The organism is Clostridium sp. UBA5988 (genome assembly GCF_002435615.1).
GTDB lineage: Bacteria > Bacillota > Clostridia > Clostridiales > Clostridiaceae > Clostridium_J > Clostridium_J sulfidigenes.
Genome location: NZ_DJBA01000037.1, coordinates 1 through 21,955, shown reverse-complemented (window position 1 = coordinate 21,955; position 21,955 = coordinate 1). Strand labels below are relative to the sequence as shown.

The following is a 21,955-nucleotide window of genomic DNA, read 5'->3' as shown; positions in this document are numbered from 1 at the left end:
CATCGCAATCAAGCCAACTCATTTGGAGAATTCGCACTTCTTAAAAAACCTGTTCCATCCATTGATTCATCATTATAAATAAACTCATTTTTATACGAAAATATGTCATCACCATATTCTATTGATACTTTCTTTAATACCAAATCTTCCATAAAATCACCTCTATAAATTACTATTTGTCTACTACTTAAACTTGTTCCTAATTTTATTATAACATATTTTGTAAATATACCATTACTTATGATACGCTATTTTCACTTATAAAAATAGCCTTAGGCAAGTTATGTCAATGCCTAAGGCTATAAATCACGCTTGATCTTAAAGGAAACTCGACTCACTTCGTTCGCTGAGTAAGTTCGCCTAACTAAATCAAAGATTTATAGGCTTACTTATGGTGTGGTTCAACATTTGAAATCCTAAATTTAAATCTTTGTATCTATCTTTGTCCTAACTTCAAGTTTGGTACTGCATTTAGTGTTAAATCTGCAATTCTACCAGATTTATACTCATAATAAGCAGCACTTCCAATCATAGCTGCATTATCTGTACATAAAATTGGTGCTGGGAATAAAACTTTTATCCCTTCCTTTTCTCCTCTTTCCATAAGCTTTGCTCTAAGATAAGAGTTAGATGCAACTCCTCCAGATATAGCTATTTTATCTACTTGTTTCTCTTTGCAAGCCTTCATAGCATTATCTACCAGTACATCTACCACAGCCTTTTGGAAGGAAGCAGCTACATCAGCTTGATTATAGCTCTCACCCTTCATTTGAAGAGAGTTTAAGTAGTTAAGTACTGCTGATTTAACTCCACTAAAGGAGAAATCTAGTGTCTTATCGTGGAAATTTGCCCTTGGAAACTTAATTGCATCCTCATTTCCTTCTTTTGCAATCTTATCAATTTTAGGTCCACCAGGATATCCAAGCCCAATAGCTCTAGCCACTTTATCATAGGCTTCCCCTGCTGCATCATCTCTAGTTTCTCCTAGAACTTCAAAGCTGCCATAATCCTTCATATGAACAATAAAGGTATGTCCTCCTGATACTACTAAAGTAATAAAAGGTGGTTTTAGATCCTTATGCTCAATAAAATTAGCACTTATATGACCTTCAATATGATTCACTCCTATAAGGGGAATATTTAATCCATAAGCCAAAGCCTTAGCATATTGAAGCCCCACAAGTAAAGCTCCCACAAGACCTGGCCCATAGGTAACGCCCACTGCATCTATATCTTGAAAAGTCAGATTTGCTTCTCTAAGTGCTTCTTCCACCACAGCACTAATAGCCTCTATATGCATTCTTGAAGCTACCTCTGGCACAACTCCACCAAATTTTTTGTGTATATCAATTTGAGAAGCTATAACATTAGATAAAACTTCTCTTCCATTCACTACTACTGAAGCTGCTGTTTCATCACAACTTGACTCTATAGCAAGTATTTTAAAATTTTCTTTTACTTCATTTGCTTCTTTCATATTTTTCACCTACTTTTAAATAATTTACACACTATGAAAGTTTATATTAAAAGTTTACCCTTAAGGTACTAACTTAAACTTATCCACATGCTAAAATAATATATCCACACATTTATACAATTATATCAACAAATGTGATTACTTCATACATTTTATCATTTTTTAAAGAGTAATTACATATTTTTAACCTGTAAAATTACTATTATCCTCACATTTTGATAACGTGTCAAGGATACTCTTTATAAATATTTCATACATTTCCTTATTATTTTTGTAGTAATCTATAAGAATTTCAGTATTAGGTTGCTTGTATCCATGGGCAATTCTATTTCTTAGTCTAACAGAAGGTATAAATAATTTTATTGATTCTAGACATTAGGCACGTCCCCTTTCAGACATTAGTTTTATCCAAAACGGATATTCAGTTTTATACCAATAATTTAATTTATCTAAATACTTATCAAAGTTCTTGTAATCCCTTATAAACAAAGCTTCATTCCTTATACTTATATCAAGTTGAATATGCTCAGGAAGTTCATCTAATATATTTAAATCAACTTTAACTCCTACCTTATTTTCAAGAAGTTCTTCTATTTCTAACAAATCTATATAGCTTATTTTCTTATTAGTTAAAATTGCAATGTCTATATCACTATCATCCATAAAGTCATCTGTTCCAAAGCTTCCAAACAAAAATGCACAATCAATAAAATCATATTCTTTAAGAGTACTAACTATTAAGTTTAGTATATTTTCCACAATAAATACCACCTCTCTATTTTAGTTTCCCTTGATACTTAGTATTATATACCAAATTGACTTTTTTAGTATAGATAAAGGTTTTTTCACCCTGAAATATCTAAGAGTATTTTATTCTTATTCAAACATAAGTTCCTGTGTTATAATATACTTACTAAAGTTATTTATATCAACAATTAGGCATCTGAAAATAAATAATAAGTCAAAGATGAGAAGTATATTTTGAGTTAGACAAGGAAACGGGTTCCGCAGATAGTAGCACTATCTAAGGGTTCTGTTGACGCAGTATAACACAAAATAGACGAGCATTCTGACTTACTTATTTTTTGAAGATACCTTAATCACACAATCATAGAAAGAGGAATTAAAATGAAAGATATTAACTATGCTAAAGTTGTGGTAAAGGGATCACCAATTTCTAAATCTAACTTTAAACTTTTCAATAGCAGTAACAGAGCTATTTTACCATATAACTCTGGAAAATATCATGATAGATATGCACTATACGAGGAAGAAATAGCCTACGAATGTAGGGTTCAAAATCCAAGTGTAACCTTAACAGAGGCACTTATAGCTGTCCTTAAGGTTTATTATAAAAGTGAAAAACGTCATCCAGACACAAACAACATAACAAAAAGTATTTTAGATGGTGTTGAAAAAAGTGGCCTTATCATAAATGATGCTCAAGTAAGAAGACTTATTATAGAAGAATTTTACGATAAAGAAAACCCTAGATTTGAACTAGAACTCTTTGGGGAAAGTTCCTATGCCATGGATTATAAAATAGTTAAGCTAGAAGAACAACAGCCCATAATAAATTATGAACCTCCTAGTAACAAAAAAAATAAAACCTTAGATAGCTATAGTGCCTTAGGTTTATGCAAAGAGTTTTCCCCTGGAGATAACAATCTATCTTCCAGTAAAGGCTCTAAACAAATCTGTGAACTTTGTCTAAAGGAAGTTTCCAAAGATAATATCATGTCCTGCAATAAAGGAAAAACTCTAATATGTAAAAGTTGCTTTAAAAAACTATTCTAAAAAAACACAAGGAATTTAAAGTAATAAATTTATTTAAACAAAGATTGAGCGTGTCCTTATAATTATTAAGTACATGCTCAACCTTTTATAATTTACAAAAGCCACAAATTTTAAATAGTTCTTCCATTAATGAGAACTACTCGTTTAGAGAACATGCCATGAACAACTTTAGCCTCTTCTCCCCGAGATATAAAAGGATAATTATAAGTTCTATAGGCAATTTCTCTTTTATTTTTAAAGTCAGTAACATATACGGTCCAATACTGGCTTCTATTTCTGCTCTCCTGTGATTCTGTCACCCCAGTGCATACACCTATTAAAGATGTATATAATCCTAAGATATACTCTATAAGAGAAAAAATTTCTCTTATAACAATTATAAAAAATATAACCTCAAATATATCAGTTATTTTACTTTCTATTAGGGTATACGTAAATATAACCATAACAACAATATTATATAATCCAAGACTCCTTTTACTAAATGGTACCCTTTCAAAAGGCATAAACCAAGGTTTAAATCTCCAAAATATACTACTACCTTCCACAGGGTAATCCGTACCGTTTACTGCTGCTCGCCACTTCATTTGATGGTCATTCAACCCCAACACTATAATTTTCTCTGTAATAAATATTAGGTTCACATAGATTCCTAGCATTATAAAAGCGGCAACAATAAAATATGACTTCTTTATTATAAGTGCAGAAAAAAGAATATATAAAATGAAGAAAATAGTACCCAATTTCATTAATTTCATTTTAGATCTCATCTCATCCTTAGCTTCTTGGGATAAATCCTTAGCTCTATTTATTGCACTTGCAATAGCAGTAGCCACAAAAGGCAAAGTGAAAAATTCAACATATTTTTTTATATTTATTTCTTCGATTATACTAATTCCATATCCTAAATCTTGAATAATATTAACATCATACCCAAAATGCCGAAGTACAAGTACTATATTAATTACAATACTTATTAACAACATACATACTGAAAAATTTCTTACGGACTTCAAACCACGTTGATCTAACATTAATTCTGCTCCTTCCTAAAAATTTCCTTGGGGTCAGACCCCCTTACATTTTATTCCTAGGGGTCTGACCCCATTACATTTTATTCCAACTTAACGCCTCTAGCTAATAAAAACTCTCCGTTATCAGCTAAAGTTCTCTTACAATAAGACTTAAGCTCCATTTCAAGTAAAGTCTCCCAAGCTATCTTATCCTTCTCAATGTCATTTACAGCTTTCCTAAACCCACTAGATATACAAGGACTTCCCCCTAAGGTTATATTCTCTAATCCACAAGTTGATAGCAAAGCCTCTAACTCTTCTGCTTCAAAGAAATGTCTTTCAGGATGAGACACTAACTCATGTTTTGGTAAATTACCAGTTTCTACAACTTCAGGTATATACCAATAATTTGGTTTTCCAAAGAAGGATACATAATCAAAATCCTCCCTACCTAATTGTGTTCTTATCACTCCCCATTTACTATTTACACTAACTAGAACTTGTCCACCTGGTTTCGTAACTCTAACGAGCTCCCTAACAGCCTTTTCCACATTTCCTAAAAGATAATTAAGAGGCGCTCCATAACAAATCACCGTATCAAAGGTATTATCTTCAAGCATTGATAAATCCGCTAAATCTCCATTTATAATCCTATCCACATAAGCCATCAAATTATTTTCCTTTAATTTATCTTCAGCAATTCTTAACTGCTCTGTAGATATATCAAATAAAGTAACTCTATTTTTTAGTTTAGCTAATTCTATACTAAATCTCCCTGCTCCACAGCCAGCATCTAAAACCTTTTTGCCTTCTCCTATACAGTCCTTAAGAAAATCCATGTGAAGATAATAATTAATCCTATCATAAGGTGTAAGCTCTAACCTCTGCCATTCTCTCTCACCATAGTTGTTATAAAAACTTTTAATTTCATTTGGATTGTACATTAATATCCCTCCATGTCTTCTTAAAATAATACTGATATATTATTCTGCAATTAATACCATAATACCTTCTTATTTACATTGTAATTTTTGTTATGGGGTCAGACCCCCTTACATTTTATTCCTGGGGGTCTGACCCCATAACATTTTATTCCATTTTAAACTAAGCCTGCTCTATTTTTTCTACTATATAACCTGCATCTTCAATGACACACTTCATTTCTTTATCATTAACAGAATCTGTTCCATCAACCACTACTATTTGAGATTTTAGGTGTACATCCACATTATCAATCCCATGAACTCCTTGTAATGCTGTTTTAACATTGGTAACACACTTTCCACAAGTCATACCTTCAACGGTTAATCTTTTTTTCATTTCTAATTTCTCCTTTCATTAATATACATATAGTATTAATATAATCATGAAAAATTATTGATAAAAAATTTAAAAGTGTTAGTATAGTATTATAGGCACATAATTCTAAATTTTTTAAACATAAAAAAGTATACGATTTCATTTACATAATTTCATTTGCAAGTATATGATTTCATTAAAAATTAAGGATTATGTTAACTACACATTAAAAAATCAAATAAAAAAGTTAATTTTATTAGGGGGAGATTTGGTAATGGAAAAAGAATTTAATTGGAAAGAATTAGGGTTTGATTACCTAAAGGCAGATTTTAATTTTATTTCTCATTATAAAGATGGACAATGGGATGAAGGAAACTTAGTTGAAGATGATAAAATAACAATTAGCCAAGGTTCAACATGCTTGCATTATGGACAACAATGTTTTGAAGGTTTAAAAGCATATACTCATAAAGATGGAAAAGTATGCTTATTCAGACCTGATCAAAATGCTAAAAGATTAAATGAAAGCTGTAGAAGAGTTTTAATGCCAGAAGTACCAGTAGAATTCTTCTTAGATGCTTGCAGAAGAATTGTTAAAGCAAATAAAAGACTTATCCCACCATATGGAAGTGGAGCAACACTATATCTTAGACCTTACGTAATAGGCGTAGGTGACAATGTAGGTGTTCGTCCTGCTAGGGAATATATATTTGGAATCTTTGTTACACCAGTTGGACCATACTTCAAAGGTGGAATGGCTCCAGTTAACTTCATAACTTCTGACTTTGACAGAGCTGCTCCTATGGGAACTGGTGCTGCTAAAGTTGGTGGTAACTATGCTGGAAGCTTATTACCTCATGCAGAAGCTGTTAAAGCAGGCTTTGCTGATTGTATCTATTTAGATCCAGCAACTCATACAAAAATAGAAGAAGTAGGTGCTGCAAACTTCTTTGGAATAACTAAAGATGGTACCTTTGTTACACCTAAATCTCCATCTATATTACCAAGTATAACTAAGAGATCTCTATTATACTTAGCTGAGCATAACTTAGGTATGAAGGTAGAAGAAAGAGACGTATTAATAGATAACTTAGGTGAATTTGCAGAAGCTGGAGCTTGCGGTACTGCAGCTGTAATCACTCCAATCGGAGCAATCCAACATAAAGAAAACAAACACGTTTTCCATAGTGAAACAGAAGTTGGCCCAGTAACTAGAAAACTTTATGAAACTTTACTAGGAATTCAAGCTGGCGATATAGAAGCACCAGAAGGATGGATATTCAACGTAGAAGTTTAATATAATATTTAAGGCTCATCATAAAAAATTATGGTGAGCCTTTCTTTAGGTAATTGCATTAATAAACACATCTGCATATATAGTAATAAGGGATATTTTAAGCATGAGTAAAAGTTTAAGTATTATCCTAACTATAACTATGGGGGGGTGTTGAAATTAATGGAAGGTGAAATATTGAAAATAGCAATGTCTCAAGGAATATGGGCAGTGCTCAGCATATTTCTAATATTCTATATATTAAAAGCTCAAGAAAAAAGAGATGAAAAGCAAGAAGAAAGAGAAAAGAACTACCAGGAGATAATATCAAAAATAACAGATAAATTAAGCATAATGGAAGATGTAAAAAAGGATGTTGAAGATATAAAACAGCATGTTATAAAGAATAACTGTAAAGAATAAATAGAGGTAAGCCAATGACGCTTTAGTGTCGTTGGCTTATTTTTTATTCTCATGTACACTCTCTACAGTAAAGAGTCTATAAATCCAGTTTTATTCCATTATCTCTAAGCCACATTCTCCTACTGGCATAATCAGGCATAACCTCACTTACCATATTCCAAAATTCTTTAGAATGATCCTTATAATACATATGACACATTTCATGGACAACTATATAGTCAATTATATAAGCTGGAGCCATAGCACATCTCCAGTTGAATAATAATTCATCTTTAGATGTACAACTTCCCCATCTTTTCTTTTGTTCCTTAACTTTAATACTCTTAGGTTGTTTACTAAAAAAATGAATATAATACTTAACTCTTTCATTTATCTTTTTAATAGCCTTTTCCCTATACCACTTCTCTAATTCAACTTTAATCTTATCTTCATCATTAGTATAAGTGGTAACAATAAACTTTCCTCTAAATAGCTTTACATTTATATTTTTACTTTGTTCATCTAAAATTAACTGCAAGGTATAGTTTCTTCCTAAATATAAATATGACTCTCCATTTATAGCCTCTCTATTAATTTTATTTACATTTATATTTCTAACCTGGTATTGCTTTTGCACTATCCATACAGCTCTAGATTTAACCCTTTTTAATATTTCTTCCTCTGAAACTCCCATTGGTGCAACTACATTTACTTCCCCATTGGTTTCTACTTCTATTGCCAAGGTTTTTCTATTACTATAACTGACATTGAATTCTATATCTTTTGTTCCAAACTTAAATCTAAGTTTCATTTAATCACCTTTTTAATCTAATGTAGCATAATGTAGTTTAGCAAGTTTCATCATGCTCTCTTTTAATTGTTTTACCTTGCTTATTGACTCTGTTCCAAACCACTTTCTTAATTTTGGAGATTTGGATAGCAAAAACATATAAACCTTTTGCTCTATTTCTGAATATTTAGTTGGATTTTCTGTCCACCCAACTATATGCCATTCATCTTTCATCTTTTTATCAAACTCTTTTGAGAATTCCTTTGAAAACTCTATTACATCATTTGATAGATATTCAACGCTATCTTCCTTAACAACATCTGATGCACCTTCATTTCCCCCTTCTAAAGCTTCTCTCAGTGTTTCAAAAAAAGCAAATTCTCTTTTACTTAATTCTAGTTCATCAGCTTTACTTTGCTCACCATTTTCCATTTCTCTATTGATAAACTCTTTAAGTCTAGCCTTCTTCTCTATCCAGTCATTTTTAGTTTCTTCTAGAATTTGTTGAAGCTTTTCAAATAGACTTGTATAGAAAACAGGATTATCATCCATTTTTAAGGTTATAACATTTTTTATAGCATGTTCCATAGAAGATGCCACTGCTTCATCAGAGACTTGGTTTTCTATCTTAGCTTGAAAGTCATCTTCAAATAATGTTATAGGCTCTATCCACTGCATTACTCCATTAGAAGTCAAATGCTTTGAAATTAATGCTTTAACCTTTTCTCCACAATCAGCAATATCTAATTTCTTTTCAGGATTAAATCTTACCTTGGCTGCTGCTCTAATATAGGATAACCATTTAACATCATTTTGAATATCTGTAGATACATGCCCTGGCATTAAAGCTTCTACCGCTCCTAAAAACTTCTTATAGGCTACTTCAAACTCTGCTCTTTTATCATCTGGTTCAATTACTTTCACTAAAGCATCTATATTATTATGATCTACACCTATAAACATCCTCATAATATTTTCTCTATAAGACATCATTTCATCATATAAAGAACCCATAGACTCCATTGGTTTACCTAGTTCTTCCTTATCAAATATGGCTAGAGCTTCTTCTAAAAAGTCTAAAACTCCATAGTAATCAACTACATATCCGCACCTTTTACTATCTCCACAAGTTCTATTTACTCTGGCTATTGCTTGTAATAGGGTATGTTCTTTAAGTGGTCTATCTAAATACATTACCTGCTCTATAGGTGCATCAAAACCTGTTAGAAGCATATCCTTAACTATTAAGAAGCATAGATTATTTTCAGAAGTTTTCTTTTTAAAACTCTTTAATATCTCTTTTTGTTCTTCCTTTGATGTGTGGTGTTCTCTTAAATATGGTTCATCATTATTGCTACCTGAAAAGATTATTTTACATTCTAATTCTTCTCCCATTATATCCTTCATATACTTATTCAAAGCATTATAATATTTAACACAGGCTTCTCTAGATACACATACGATCTGTGCTTTAAATCCATTGGGATAGATATACTCCTTATAATGAGTAAGAATATCCTTTGCTACCTCCTCAATTCTTTCCTCAGCCTCTACTACAGTTCTTTTGTTGGCATATTTTTGTTTAATAGCCTCCTTCTCTTCATCTGTTTTATCTTCAAAAGCCTGATCAAACAATTCCTCTAAAGACTCACCACTAATGTGTAAATCTGGCCTTCTTCCCTCATATACAATTTTAACAGTAGCCCCATCATCAACAGCCATCTTAATAGAATATTTATCTATATAAGATCCAAAAGTTCTTGGTGTAGATTTATCATCTTTATCTATGGGAGTACCTGTAAAACCTATAAATGCAGCATTCGGTAATGCAGTTCTTAAGTTTGTAGCAGTACCTTTATATTGACTCCTATGAGCCTCGTCTGTCATAACAATAATATTGGCTTTAGTTGATAATATTTCATACTCTTTTTCAAGATATAATTTTTCATTTTGAACTTTATCTTGAAGTTTACTTTCTTCCTTTTCACTTTGAAACTTTTGAATAGTTGTTGTAACTATCTGAGCATTAGAGTTTCTAAGAAGTCTTTTCATATCTTCAATGCTATCAGCTCTTACTGGGGTTCCATTAGTTATAGTATTAGTAAAGGTTTCATAAATTTGCTCATCTAAATCTGTTCTATCAGTAACAATGACTATAGTTGCATCTGAAAGCTTCTTATGATTTCTTATTTTCCTTGCTAAGAATACCATAGTAAGCGATTTACCTGAGCCCTGAGTATGCCAAACTACGCCCCCCTTACTTAAAGGAGTTTTTCCCTCTTCCAATCTCTTTAATGACTTTTGAACTGCTCTAAACTGTTGATATCTGCATATCTTTTTAACTTTTCTAGAATTCTCCTTGTCCACATCATAAACGATAAAATTCTGCATTATATCAAGAAGGTTTTCCTTCTTAAATACCCCCTGAAGTAATATATTTTGTGGAGTATTTTTAACATCATAAACCTCTTTATTCTCTACTGGATAAGCATCTTTCCACTCTATATAGTGCTTGTACCCTGAACTTATAGTACCAATAAAAGCAGTATATTTATTTAGAATACCAGTTAAAAAGTTAGTGTAGAATAATCTCTCTGCTCCCTCTATAAAACTCGCTTCCCTACCATTCATATATCTTCTAATCTGTTGAAATCCATCATACTTACCAACGTTTTCATTAACCTTAGTTTCTTTGAATGGAGATTTACACTCTAAAACAATTACTGGCATACCATTTATAAAAATTATAATATCAGGTCTTATGTTCTCTTGTTGCCCTTTAATAACAAACTGTCTTGTAACTAAAAAATCATTATTGCCTATTTTATCAACATCAAACTCTATTAACTTAACTGTTGGAGTTTCCTTCTTACCATCTATAATTTGATCCACAGTTAATTGTAAATGAACTATATAATCATAAATCTTTTCATTAATCTCTAAAAGACCTGCACCTAAAGCCTCTGCCCTGCTGAACTTACGAACAACCTTTTCAGCATTTTCATCAGAAATCCAAGGATTTAGTTTCTTTAAAGATGCTTTCATTCTTTTACTTAGTATAACTTCGCTTAAAGTATCTCTTTCACCATAATCAGGAGTTAGCTTGTCTCCTTCAATGAAATTATAACCATGTATTCTAGTTAGATACTCTATAGCTGGAAGTTCTACTAAGGATTCTTCATTACCTAAATTCCCCAATGACTCTCACCCCGCATATTTACTTACTTAGTCAGTTGTTGCGTTTTATGCAACAACTGAAATATCTCCTCTTTATTAAACTAAGTTTTAATAAACGTAATAATATTATTGCAAATTCATATTATTAGTGTATAATTTACTTATAGAAACATATATTATGGTTATAGTGCTTAGTAGAGGCAAGTGATTCGCTCCTTGCTATTCAAACTAGGCATTCGGAAGTAATCTAGAGAATCTTAGTAACTTGGTGAGTGATTCGCTCCTCACTTGGACTAGGATTCTTTTTTATTATGATATTTTAACCAATCAAAAATCTTTATTAATCTTCTAAAATTGGTTTTCATATTAGTTGTTCCATTCTTAAATATATCGTTATTCTTGCCATAAAAACTAATTAAAAATTTATTTAATCTATCTACATTAATTCTTTCTTCAGATAACATTGCTATATATTCTAAAGACTTTTCTTCTCCATATAAGTTAATTATATCATCTATTTCTTTATCCTTAAATTCAGTCATTTTTTCTCTCTTTGATATTATTGTCCTACTTAATAACTGATCAAAGTTATTCTTTATTTCCTTCTCGACTTTTTGAGGAATATTACAATTACAATTAGAAATATATTTATATATCGGAATACTATTACTATTGTGTGATAATAGCGTTGGTAAGCTTTGTGCTACAACCATATTACTATCAAATTGCCTATCGTCAAACATAACATCAAGAAATATCTCTTCTGCAGTTAATCCCATATAACCTTTATTTCCAAACTCCGATATAACACCTACTCCTACTACTACTTCAATATCTTCTAACTTATCATCATCTTCCAACCCAACAACCTTAACCTTTTCAGTTGGTTCATTTGTTAAAACAAGTTCGTATATGTCTTTTTTTAATTTTCTTAACATAGGTGCATTATACTTTGCTTTATTTTGTAGCATTGCCTCAAATAATACATCATAATTTTGCAAAGAAATTTTAGTCATATTTATAAACTTTCCATCATCAAAGGCTATTGTATGAGTTGAAAATCCTTGATTCTTCCCTTCCTTATCCCATTCTATAAATATAAGTCTTTCTTTTAGCACTTCTATTTTTTCCTTAGATAGACATCTCACTATCGCTCTTAAAATATTTCTTATATTTTCATCTCCTATTGAATATCCCATAAATACAATAGGATGTTCCAGAAATAAAGTTAATATTTTTGATGCTAAATATGGATTTTTCTCTTGAAAATCTACATAATCATCTTCATTTATAATTATTGAATCTGGTTTAGTACAACATCCATGTATTTTATATATTTCACCTACCCCTTGTATTTGTGAAAATATCAATTCTTCTTGTCCAATAAACCTTGTATAATCAGAAAATACACCTTCCAGTAAACTATCATAATTTGTAGTAATAACACCTGCTATACTCTTATTGCCAACTCTTTTCAAACACTCAATTTCCTCGCTCATTTCTTCTTATAAATTCAAAGAATATTTTTTTATATAGTTTGCAATTTCAATTTTTAAAGGTGAAACTCCGTTAATTATATCCTCTTTATATTCTTCTCGTATTTCTTTAAATTTCTCTTCTTCAAACCACTTTAAGGACAAATCTTTTTCTATAAGTTCAGCTATCTTTTGAAATTCCCCTACTTTGATATCACTATTTTTAGCCATATTCTTATAAGTCTCAAATGGGTATTCAGTATCCTTGGCTCTTTGAGCCAAATACCTTAACAGTCCTTCCCAATTAGCTAATTTCAAATATCTTTGTGAAATACCAGCTCCAACAAATAATATTGGCAAAGACCCCTGCTTACTTAATACTTTGCTTATATTTATTTTTAATCCATCTTTCAAAGTATTTTTTCCTCCTTCTTTCACTCCATTCGTAATGCCATTAGCTTTAAACTACTCTAATTTTTCCTGTTAAAAGTTGTTGCATTAAACCTTTTTTTAATTCTTCCAGTTTAGATTTTTTATTTTCATATTCTTCTATTTGAGAGTCTACTGATGAGAATATATATGCTATTTTTTGTTGTTCTTTTAAAGCTGGCACTCCTATAATTAACCCACCAACTAATTCGGTATTTAAATTTGATTGTGTACCCATTTGTCCCATAGATTTAAAATCATTTTCATATTTCTGTAGAACATAATATAAAAACTCTTTCTCATATTTTTTAGTATTAATCTCATCAAGTAATACAAATCCATCATGTATACATGCATTCATTTTCATTATTATTGGTTTCCCTACAGTTGCACATATACTCATTATTAAATCATTTACCTTTACAGGTCTACTTTTTTTAATACCTTCATCTGATAAATACTGCATTGTATTTGTTAAATATTTTGAAGATGCAGTTACATCACTAATTCTAATCCATCCAATACTTTTTTCTTCACTAAACCACCTTGTATCTTTTATAGGTCTAGGTGATGCTCCTCTTTTAATATTTGAAATATCCTTTAGGCTCTTTACTTCCCACTCCACAGGAATCTCCCCAACCTCAGTGATTTTAAACTCTGTATGTCCTATTCCCTTGGTTAAAAACCTCTGCATTAACCCCTTCTTTAATTCTTTAGTCTTTTCAATAAGTTTATCTGTATCATCTATTTGAGTGTCTATAGTTGAAAGAATTTCCGCTATCTTTTGTTGTTCTTTTAGTGGTGGGATTAAGAATTTAATCTTTTTAATATTCTCTCTTGATATTCCATATACACTTGTACCTGTTGCTAATACTCTAAATTGTTTTCTGATATTTTTTGTACTAAAGCAATATCTTTTATAATGTTCATCTAAAAGATTATTTCTATCTTTACCTACAATAGTATGCAATCCCGCAACAAAAGGCTTATTATCATAATTAATAATAGATACGCTCTTTCCTATTCCTTCATAATCTTCAGAAGCATCAGCAAAAACTACATCCCCTGTTTCTAACTTTACTCCATTTTTTATATTTTTATATTCTTCATTGAATTTAGGTATCCACTGCTCATCAACTTCTAAATCAATAAAGTTTTCGTTTCTTTTATGTATATCACCATAATGTAAATAATTTACCCCTTCTGCTCCTAATTTTTCTCTTGAAATTGATAATCCGCCTATAAATTCAAATATTTTACCAGTTGTATTAACTTCCCACTCTTCTGGTATCCATCCCAACTCCGTTTTCTTATATCCTTCTTTCACCTTCTTCACCACCTTATATTATGTCAAATCCTAATTCTTCAAGATATCCATTGAGTTTTTCTTCATTTTCAACTATCTTCATTTTTAGCTCTCTTATATCTTGTAGTACTAAATCTATATCAATCTCGATTTCTTCCTCTGATGTATCAACATATCTACTTATGTTTAAGTTATAATCATTTTCTTCTATAGTCTTTAGATGTACTACTTCTGCATACTTTTCTACTGCTTCAAAGTTATCAAAGGTTTCAATTATCTTTTCTATATCAGCATCTCTTAATTTATTCTTATTTCCATCCTTAATAAATCCAGATGATGCATCTATAAATAATATTTTACCTTTTCTATTTTCAGCCTTATCCTTATTAATAATAAGCAGTGCTGCTGGTATTCCTGTTCCATAGAATATGTTTTGTGGTAGTCCTATTATTGCTTCTATTAAATCTGTATTTTTATCTAATAGACCTTTTCTTATCTTTCCTTCTGCTCCACCTCTAAATAATACTCCATGTGGTACTACTGTTCCCATTCTTCCTTTAGAGTTTAAACTTGCTATCATATGTTCAACAAAGGCTAAATCACCATAGGATTTTGGAGGTATGCCATATACAAATCTTCCATAAGCATCTCCTTTGGCTTCTTCTTCTCCCCAATTTTTAAGTGAGAATGGAGGATTTGCAAGAACTACATCAAAAGTTTTTAATACTCCACCATTTGTATGTTTTGGCTCTCTTATAGTATCCCCTTTTTTAATGTCTGCTCCTGTTGCATCATGAAATAACATATTCATTTTACATATAGCCCAAGTAGAAAGGTTTATTTCTTGACCATTTAAGGATACATTCTTAGGATTTCCACCATGTTCTTCTATGTAATGGGTACTATGAATTAACATACCTCCTGAACCTGTAGTTGGGTCATATATTGATTCTCCCTCTTTAGGTTTTACTATACCAACTAATGTTTTAACAACTTGTTCTGGAGTATAAAATTCTCCACCCTTAGTACCACCTTGATCTGCAAACTTCTTGATTAAGTATTCATAGGCATTTCCTAATATATCTTTACTTTCTAAGTTTTCATTTGCCAATGGTAATTCACTAAATAATATTAAAAGTTGTGATAACTTCTTATCTGGAACTCTTTCTTTATCATTATAGTTAGCCGTAGTAAGTACCCCTGTAAGCTCTGCATTTTTAGGTTCATCTTCTATTGCTTTAAATGCCTTATCTAGTTCTGGTCCTATGTTTAAAGTTAAGTCTTTTAATTTAGACCATCTTGCTCTTTCTGGTACATAGAAGTTCTCATAGATTGATGGATCTTCTATTAATAAATTAACTTCTTCCTTTGGTAATCCCATTTTAGCAAATTCTTCTATCTTTTTCTTTTGTTCAATTTCAAATTGATCATTCATTCTCTTTAAAAATAGCAATCCAAATATGTAATCCATATATTGTGCTGCATTCAATTCACCTCTAAGGATATCTGCTGCATCCCATAGAGTTTTCTCTAATTTTTGTATTGTAAGCTTTTCCATATTTGCACCTCTTCAACTTTTTGTTACTTAATTACTTATTTTCTATAGTTATAATCCCCAATTTTTATATTCCTTACTACCTCAACAATAGTATTTTAGAGTTATTGAACCTTTTTCTATAACACTTATATCACTTAATTTACATTTAGTTTTCACACTTTAAATTATATCATAAATTGTATTATTATTGATGTTGGCTATGAGTACGGTCATATTTTTATTCTTCTTCTTACCTTTTCTTAATTATTAACCTTAAAATTATCCCCTTTACCAAATAAACACAAGCCATCTCTAAAAAGAAATGGCTTGTGTTTATTTATATAAAATATAACTTACTAAATTATTATTGATTTAATAAATACTTTGATCCATTATTTCGTATTTAAATTACCTCATTAAAAATACTTCTCTACATCTCTAATGTCTTCTAAGTCAAATATATCGGTAGCTATTACATCTATGGTGTCCTCTGGTAATTTTCTTATTTTTTCTTTATATTCCTCTGATACAGACTTGAACTTTTTAATGAGTAGCTTAATAAGTATCTCTGATTTTCCCTCTGCTTTGCCTTCTTTTATTCCCTCTAACTTACCTTCCTCTATTCCTTTTGCTTTTCCTTCTTTTATTCCTTCCTTTATCCCTTCTTCTCTTATCATTTTACCTATTTCTGTCATTGTTACTACCTCCTTAAACTTTTTCTTTGATATTTCATCTCCAAATTTATCGAACAAAGCATATAATAAAGTTAAACACTGAAGTTTTTCATTACTTTCCGGTATTCTTTCTGCTAGCTCTATACTTTCAATTGTCACATCACTTTTATTTTTCTTGCTCCTCATTAGTGGTAAGAATGTTAAAGTTAATATATCTTCTCCTGTTAATTTTTCACCTTTTGATATTTTTTCTCTTAAATACTCTAGTTTTTCATCACCATTTAAGTTTTTCATATAAAAAGCTTCTATATCATATTTTATAGTTCCTGCATCTATGTATGTTTCTACATTTTCTATTCCTGAAGAATATATAACAAGTGTTCTTACTTTTCTTCCCTCTTTATAAAATAATGATACATCATAATATAAAAATCTTTTTAAATCATCCTTTTTATTTGTGGTTTGAAATTCAAAATGTAGATATCCCCCATCTTCTGTGTAGAATAGATAATCAGTATAATTAGTTTTAATATCAATATTTTTTATCTCTGTTTCTGCTGAAGCTATTATTCTTGTATCAATGCCAAAGAAACTTACGGCATTATCTTTAAAAAATTCCATTGCTTTTTTTAATACAGCATCCTCTACTTTATTATAATCCATAATTATCTCCTCTTTCTAGTTGTTTATATTACTTATTATTTCCAACTAAAAAGAATTTATACGAATATACATTCTTATATTGTGTATACTTCTTCTACTTATTCATTTACCTCTAGTTGAATAACTCTAATCCTTTAACTATTTAATATATCCAATAACCAATTATACCTCCCCTTCAAAATTATTACTTATTAGTATATACTTTATATATAATCTAGAAATAATTATTAAAACTTCAAAGAATATAAAACTCAGGAGGCACTATGAAGAAATTTAAGACATTACTAACTACTGTATCTCTCATGTCACTTTTTTATTTATTTTACATGGTTTATTATTCCTCTAATAAAAATGATATTACCTTTAGGATAGTATCTATATTCAGTTTAATCACAGCTGCTACACTTGGATTTTTAGATGGTTTAGACTATATTTATAAGAAAAATTCTAAAAAAATAGGCTATACAATTTGTATACTTACTACTATCATAACCCTTGCCTTTATATTTTTTATATATAAAGTTACTATGTAAACTATAATATATCACTAATCCTATCAAAAATGGTGAGTATGTACTTTTATATAAGTGCATGCTCACCATTTATTTAAGTTATTTTACTTTAAGAAAACCCCTATTATTTTTATTCCTTCAATATCTACTCTTCATATATAAATGTAACTCCCCTTTAAATTTATAACCTATTCTCCGCCCTTACCTAGCGCTGAAGAATCCCCACTTTCAATAACTTCTCCTGTAGCTTTATCTTTAAAGTTCACTATGGTTTTTGCTGTATCAAAAGATTTTCCATTCATAGCTTGATACATATTTCCAGACATATAAAATCCTACTGCTACAAAAGGTTGAAGTCCACCATAGGATGCTTTATCAACCATAATATCAAATTGTGTCAAATCATCATTATATTTTATCTCTGCAAAAGAAGGATAATTTTCTTTATCAGCTAAAGTCTCCTTAATACTGTCGTCTACTGCCTGTTTCATACTTGCTAATAACTCTTTATGAGTTTTCTTATCCATAATGTAGGTTACAGAACCGTCTTCATTGACTTTAACTTCATGTACCCCTTTTGCTTTTGCTTCTGTCTCTATAGTAGACTTGTCACTATCTTTAAAAAAAGCTGCAGGCAATGTTACTTCTACATCAAACAAATTTTTTTGTGAAGACATCTCTCCCCCGTTACTTTCTGTTTTCTTTTCTGCCTTATCTCCATGGTCTGAGTCCTTTACACCACAGCCTACCATTGCAATTGCCATTGTAGTTACAAGTAGTAATGCTAAAATTCTCTTCTTCATAGATTTTTACCCCCATATTTAGCTAATTATAGCCTTATTTTTATGTTCTTTAACATAATTTTTATAATAACTATGTAAAAACATTATATTTTTTATATTATACTTAAAATTTTAACATAAATTATACTATATATCATTAACTTTACTTAAAAGTATAAATTCAATACATGAAAGTAAAAATAAATAATCAAAGCTCTGAGAATTTCATCTTCTCAGAGCTTTCACTACTTTTTTCATTTTCATACCTCAATTTGTATTGTAATTTATCATTTTCTAGTATATTCAGAAACATCTTTATTATATACACTTTCATCTATTGGAATATTTACTTCCAAACTAGTACATTCTAATTTGTATTTGACATTTCCATTATCATCAAAGGATAGAAATTGAAGTATTATTCCAGTTTCCTTATCCATAAATAAAGAAAACTTACCCTGTGCCATATTAGATAGTCCTGGATCAATTACTCCTTCTAGCTTATATACATCTCTTTCTAAAAAAGTTGACTCTGTATAATCCCAATCTTCATAAATAAATAGATATGTAGAAATCGCATCTGCAGAAATAATATAGTGGCTTATCCCTAAATACCCAAGGTCTGCTCTCTTTAGATCTGGTTTTAAATATAATCTAATTGGTCTTACTATTGTAGGTTTTCTCTTATTTTGAATTTCCTCAAATTCTCTATAGATTTTATCATTATCATCAAAAACTTTTCTTTTATCATCATGATAAATTAAAGTTACAGGCTCTTTTCCTTCCGAATCATCTATACTTACAGAAGTTTTATTTTCTGTATCAACTGCAAAGGTGCATTTCATACGAGAGTTTCCCATGGAACCTTCTTCAATAAACTCTCCCTTACATGTCTTAAAATTGTCTACAGCATTTATCATTTTATAATGTATCTCTTCCTTATCAGGAGAATTGATACTTTTTAATATTTTTTCACCTGTAGGCTCTTTCTTTAACAGCTCTTCATCTTCTTGTGATAATTTTACTTCCTTGTTATCATTACTTGCTTTCTTTTCCTCTTCCCATGATATAACTTCTTCTTTCCATGGTGAAACTTCTTCTTCCTTATTAAAAATGCTAAGATTAACTCTATTTGATTTAATTTCATATACCACAAGGGATACCGCTATTATTGTTAATACTATTGCTATTATATAACCTTTAGATTTTTTATTCATATTTCCCCCCTAAACCTTTAGTGCCTTTCTATATCTAATGCCTTCATAAAATTTTTCCTTTGTTTCATTAGGGTATAGCTTTTCTCCTAAATACATATACACATTATCTTTTCCTTTTTCATATACTTCCTTTTCAAGAGTATACACCTGTGTAACTAATAGTTTTTCTCCTGGTTGAACATTTCTTAAATCCCCCTCAGATAGCTTTGCAGGACCTGCATAGGTACTATAATAATCCATTACTATTGCAGATTCTTGAAAAGTAATAGCATCCTTAACCTCAGAGGTGGTGTTCACAATTTCTGAGTTCACTACAAGTTCTATATACTCTGTTCCAACTTGATTTGTTGCATCAGACTTTCTAGTTTCTGTTGAAAGTATCTTTATTTCAAGACCTTCACAATCTGCATGAGTTCCATTTTTGTAATATTCCATTGTATATTTTAAAGGAACATTCTGATTAACCTTATAATAGCGATATCCAAATATTAATAGAATAGTAATTAATAAAAATATTGCTATTTTACTTTTTTTCATTACTGCTCCTCCCTTAATATTTCATGATTAACAATAGAACCATTTTCTATATAAAAAATTTCATCTGATAAAACCTCTAATTCCTCTTTATCATGACTTGCTAATAAAATTAACTTATTATTATTTTTCATGTTGATAAGTAATTCTTTAATCAATAATACTGCATCTGAATCTAATGCGTTGGTAGGTTCATCCAATATTATTAGCTCTGGATTTTCCATTAGGGCCTGTGCTATTCCTAGGCGTTGTTTCATACCTAAAGAGTATTTTTTAAACTTCTTCTTATCCTCTGGATCTAATCCTACAGCTGATATAATTTCTTTAATTTCCTTAGCTCCTACTTTATTATTAATTTCAGAAATAAGCTTAAGATTTTCATAGCCGCTTAAGTTTGGTAAAAAACCAGGATATTCAATAACAACCCCCACACTTTCAGGAAATGAAATATTCTCTCCTAATACTTGTCCATCAATTTCTACTCTTCCCTCTGTGGGCTTTATCAACCCGCACAAAGCTCTAAATAACATAGTTTTTCCTGAACCATTTTTCCCTCTAAATCCGTATATTTTTCCTTTATTAAGGTTTAAATTTATATTATTAAGAATTCTTGTATTCTTTATTTCTTTAGATAGATTTTCTACCTTTAAATAATAATTTTCATTCATAAATACACCTCATTATTATATAAAATCTTTATGTTTTAATAATTTATATCCCAAAATCATCAATATAACACTTATCAATATTGTATAGATAATTGAAAATGTTATTGATAACCCAATTTCAATATTAAAATAATTATGTCTTAAAACCATAGAATGAATTCCTATAAGAAATTTATTTTTAGATACTATAGACATTATTAAAATTACAGTTGTTATAAAAAAACAATATCTAGAATTTACTACTATTGATAGTGTACATTGCATAAATACCAACGCTATGGATGTTAATATATATGTTGTAATCATTGACATAAGAATAGTAAAATGGGGTACTTTAATAGCTAATTCATTATCTATTAAGCTACTATTTCCTAAACTAAATCCTAAAGCTGCTCCCCCTAATAAATAGGTTAAACCCATTAGTACTAAATATACAAAAATCACATTTATAACAATCCAAGTACACTTTGATATCCAGTATAAAAAAATTTTTTTGCTTCTAAGTAAAATATAGTTGGAATCTCTTTTAATATTTTCACTAATAAAATCTCCTAAAATGAATACTAAAAAAACATTTATAATTAACCAATTTATAGGAATATCTAGTGATATTTCATTAAACCGTAAATCTTTATATATAGTGAAAAATAAATCCATTAAGTTTCCATTGTAATTATTTATAGTTCCTATATATCCTATATTCAAAATAAGCATGATAACTAAAAATAATATGAGTTTTTTCTTATAAAAATTAAATCCATGAATCAAATCTAACTTTAATATATTTTTAAATGATTTTAAATTATCCATTATACTAATATCCTTTACTTATAAAATCTTTATTCTTATAAATCTCTCTACCTATTAAATAAAGAGCTATATGAAGGAAAATTAAATATATAATATTTACCTGAATTATTCATAGAAAAA

The 21,955-nt window shown here is 29.8% G+C and carries 22 protein-coding genes; 4 read left to right on the top strand and 18 right to left on the bottom strand.

The annotated features are described in order from the left end of the window. Window positions 1-8: 8 nt before the first annotated feature. The 3 genes from B3J31_RS10425 to B3J31_RS10415 all read right to left on the bottom strand — a co-directional run bounded on the left by B3J31_RS10425 (window position 9) and on the right by B3J31_RS10415 (window position 2,236). A complete protein-coding gene (locus B3J31_RS10425) occupies window positions 9-152 on the bottom strand; it encodes a hypothetical protein (protein ID WP_346868198.1) in 144 nt (47 codons plus the stop codon). A gap of 284 nt (window positions 153-436) precedes the next feature. Beyond that, window positions 437-1,477 (bottom strand): tRNA (adenosine(37)-N6)-threonylcarbamoyltransferase complex transferase subunit TsaD, encoded by a 1,041-nt coding sequence (tsaD, locus tag B3J31_RS10420; RefSeq protein WP_346868199.1) that lies wholly within the window; start codon window positions 1,475-1,477, stop codon window positions 437-439. Between the two features lie 375 nt (window positions 1,478-1,852). After that, window positions 1,853-2,236: a nucleotidyltransferase domain-containing protein gene (locus B3J31_RS10415; protein WP_150844600.1), complete on the bottom strand. Its 384-nt coding sequence runs from the start codon at window positions 2,234-2,236 to the stop codon at window positions 1,853-1,855. Between the two features lie 369 nt (window positions 2,237-2,605). Between B3J31_RS10415 and B3J31_RS10410 the strand changes: the two genes are divergently transcribed. Beyond that, window positions 2,606-3,274, top strand: coding sequence for a RusA family crossover junction endodeoxyribonuclease (locus tag B3J31_RS10410; protein ID WP_346868200.1), 669 nt, complete (start codon window positions 2,606-2,608; stop codon window positions 3,272-3,274). Between the two features lie 110 nt (window positions 3,275-3,384). Here the strand turns inward: B3J31_RS10410 and B3J31_RS10405 are convergent, their stop codons facing one another. The 3 genes from B3J31_RS10405 to B3J31_RS10395 all read right to left on the bottom strand — a co-directional run bounded on the left by B3J31_RS10405 (window position 3,385) and on the right by B3J31_RS10395 (window position 5,607). Then, window positions 3,385-4,308, bottom strand: a complete 924-nt coding sequence (locus tag B3J31_RS10405) for a hypothetical protein (RefSeq protein ID WP_346868201.1) — start codon at window positions 4,306-4,308, stop codon at window positions 3,385-3,387. Between the two features lie 80 nt (window positions 4,309-4,388). Next, window positions 4,389-5,231 carry a class I SAM-dependent methyltransferase gene (locus B3J31_RS10400; protein WP_346868202.1) on the bottom strand — a complete coding sequence of 281 codons (843 nt, stop codon included), beginning with the start codon at window positions 5,229-5,231 and terminating at the stop codon, window positions 4,389-4,391. Window positions 5,232-5,391: 160 nt separating this feature from the next. Then, the gene (locus B3J31_RS10395) at window positions 5,392-5,607 is read right to left on the bottom strand and encodes a heavy metal-associated domain-containing protein (protein WP_346873965.1); all 216 of its coding nucleotides are present in this window, start codon (window positions 5,605-5,607) and stop codon (window positions 5,392-5,394) included. Window positions 5,608-5,860: 253 nt separating this feature from the next. Here B3J31_RS10395 and B3J31_RS10390 point away from each other — a divergent pair, with 253 nt between their 5' ends. Beyond that, entirely contained in the window at window positions 5,861-6,883 is a 1,023-nt protein-coding gene (locus tag B3J31_RS10390) for a branched-chain amino acid aminotransferase (RefSeq protein WP_346847134.1), read from the top strand. A 159-nt stretch (window positions 6,884-7,042) separates the two neighbouring features. Continuing rightward, window positions 7,043-7,282: a BhlA/UviB family holin-like peptide gene (locus B3J31_RS10385; protein WP_346868214.1), complete on the top strand. Its 240-nt coding sequence runs from the start codon at window positions 7,043-7,045 to the stop codon at window positions 7,280-7,282. A gap of 76 nt (window positions 7,283-7,358) precedes the next feature. Here B3J31_RS10385 and B3J31_RS10380 read toward each other — a convergent pair whose 3' ends face one another. From B3J31_RS10380 to B3J31_RS10350, 7 genes are all read right to left on the bottom strand, one after another. Next, complete coding sequence (locus tag B3J31_RS10380) at window positions 7,359-8,072, bottom strand: SprT family zinc-dependent metalloprotease (protein ID WP_346868203.1); 714 nt, start codon at window positions 8,070-8,072, stop codon at window positions 7,359-7,361. A 12-nt stretch (window positions 8,073-8,084) separates the two neighbouring features. Beyond that, window positions 8,085-11,249: a type I restriction endonuclease subunit R gene (locus tag B3J31_RS10375; RefSeq protein WP_346868204.1), complete on the bottom strand. Its 3,165-nt coding sequence runs from the start codon at window positions 11,247-11,249 to the stop codon at window positions 8,085-8,087. Between the two features lie 272 nt (window positions 11,250-11,521). Beyond that, window positions 11,522-12,727 (bottom strand): SIR2 family protein, encoded by a 1,206-nt coding sequence (locus B3J31_RS10370; RefSeq protein ID WP_346873964.1) that lies wholly within the window; start codon window positions 12,725-12,727, stop codon window positions 11,522-11,524. Window positions 12,728-12,733: 6 nt separating this feature from the next. Next, the gene (locus tag B3J31_RS10365; protein WP_346868206.1) at window positions 12,734-13,117 is read right to left on the bottom strand and encodes a hypothetical protein; all 384 of its coding nucleotides are present in this window, start codon (window positions 13,115-13,117) and stop codon (window positions 12,734-12,736) included. 46 nt (window positions 13,118-13,163) lie between these two features. Then, entirely contained in the window at window positions 13,164-14,459 is a 1,296-nt protein-coding gene (locus B3J31_RS10360; protein WP_346868207.1) for a restriction endonuclease subunit S, read from the bottom strand. 13 nt (window positions 14,460-14,472) lie between these two features. Further along, entirely contained in the window at window positions 14,473-15,996 is a 1,524-nt protein-coding gene (locus B3J31_RS10355) for a type I restriction-modification system subunit M (RefSeq protein ID WP_346868208.1), read from the bottom strand. 395 nt (window positions 15,997-16,391) lie between these two features. Then, complete coding sequence (locus tag B3J31_RS10350; RefSeq protein WP_150844588.1) at window positions 16,392-17,312, bottom strand: DUF4351 domain-containing protein; 921 nt, start codon at window positions 17,310-17,312, stop codon at window positions 16,392-16,394. A 263-nt stretch (window positions 17,313-17,575) separates the two neighbouring features. Between B3J31_RS10350 and B3J31_RS10345 the strand changes: the two genes are divergently transcribed. Then, window positions 17,576-17,845, top strand: a complete 270-nt coding sequence (locus B3J31_RS10345; RefSeq protein ID WP_150844587.1) for a hypothetical protein — start codon at window positions 17,576-17,578, stop codon at window positions 17,843-17,845. Window positions 17,846-18,012: 167 nt separating this feature from the next. On the opposite strand, the gene B3J31_RS10340 is transcribed toward B3J31_RS10345, so the two are convergent. From B3J31_RS10340 to B3J31_RS10320, 5 genes are all read right to left on the bottom strand, one after another. After that, window positions 18,013-18,627, bottom strand: coding sequence for a hypothetical protein (locus B3J31_RS10340; protein WP_346868210.1), 615 nt, complete (start codon window positions 18,625-18,627; stop codon window positions 18,013-18,015). A gap of 266 nt (window positions 18,628-18,893) precedes the next feature. Beyond that, window positions 18,894-19,823, bottom strand: a complete 930-nt coding sequence (locus B3J31_RS10335; protein WP_346868211.1) for a hypothetical protein — start codon at window positions 19,821-19,823, stop codon at window positions 18,894-18,896. A 9-nt stretch (window positions 19,824-19,832) separates the two neighbouring features. Further along, entirely contained in the window at window positions 19,833-20,360 is a 528-nt protein-coding gene (locus tag B3J31_RS10330) for a hypothetical protein (protein WP_346868212.1), read from the bottom strand. Further along, the gene (locus tag B3J31_RS10325; RefSeq protein WP_150844583.1) at window positions 20,360-21,025 is read right to left on the bottom strand and encodes an ATP-binding cassette domain-containing protein; all 666 of its coding nucleotides are present in this window, start codon (window positions 21,023-21,025) and stop codon (window positions 20,360-20,362) included. Before B3J31_RS10325 ends, B3J31_RS10330 begins: the two co-directional genes overlap by 1 nt. 15 nt (window positions 21,026-21,040) lie before the next feature. Then, the gene (locus B3J31_RS10320; protein WP_346868213.1) at window positions 21,041-21,835 is read right to left on the bottom strand and encodes a hypothetical protein; all 795 of its coding nucleotides are present in this window, start codon (window positions 21,833-21,835) and stop codon (window positions 21,041-21,043) included. Window positions 21,836-21,955 lie beyond the last annotated feature (120 nt).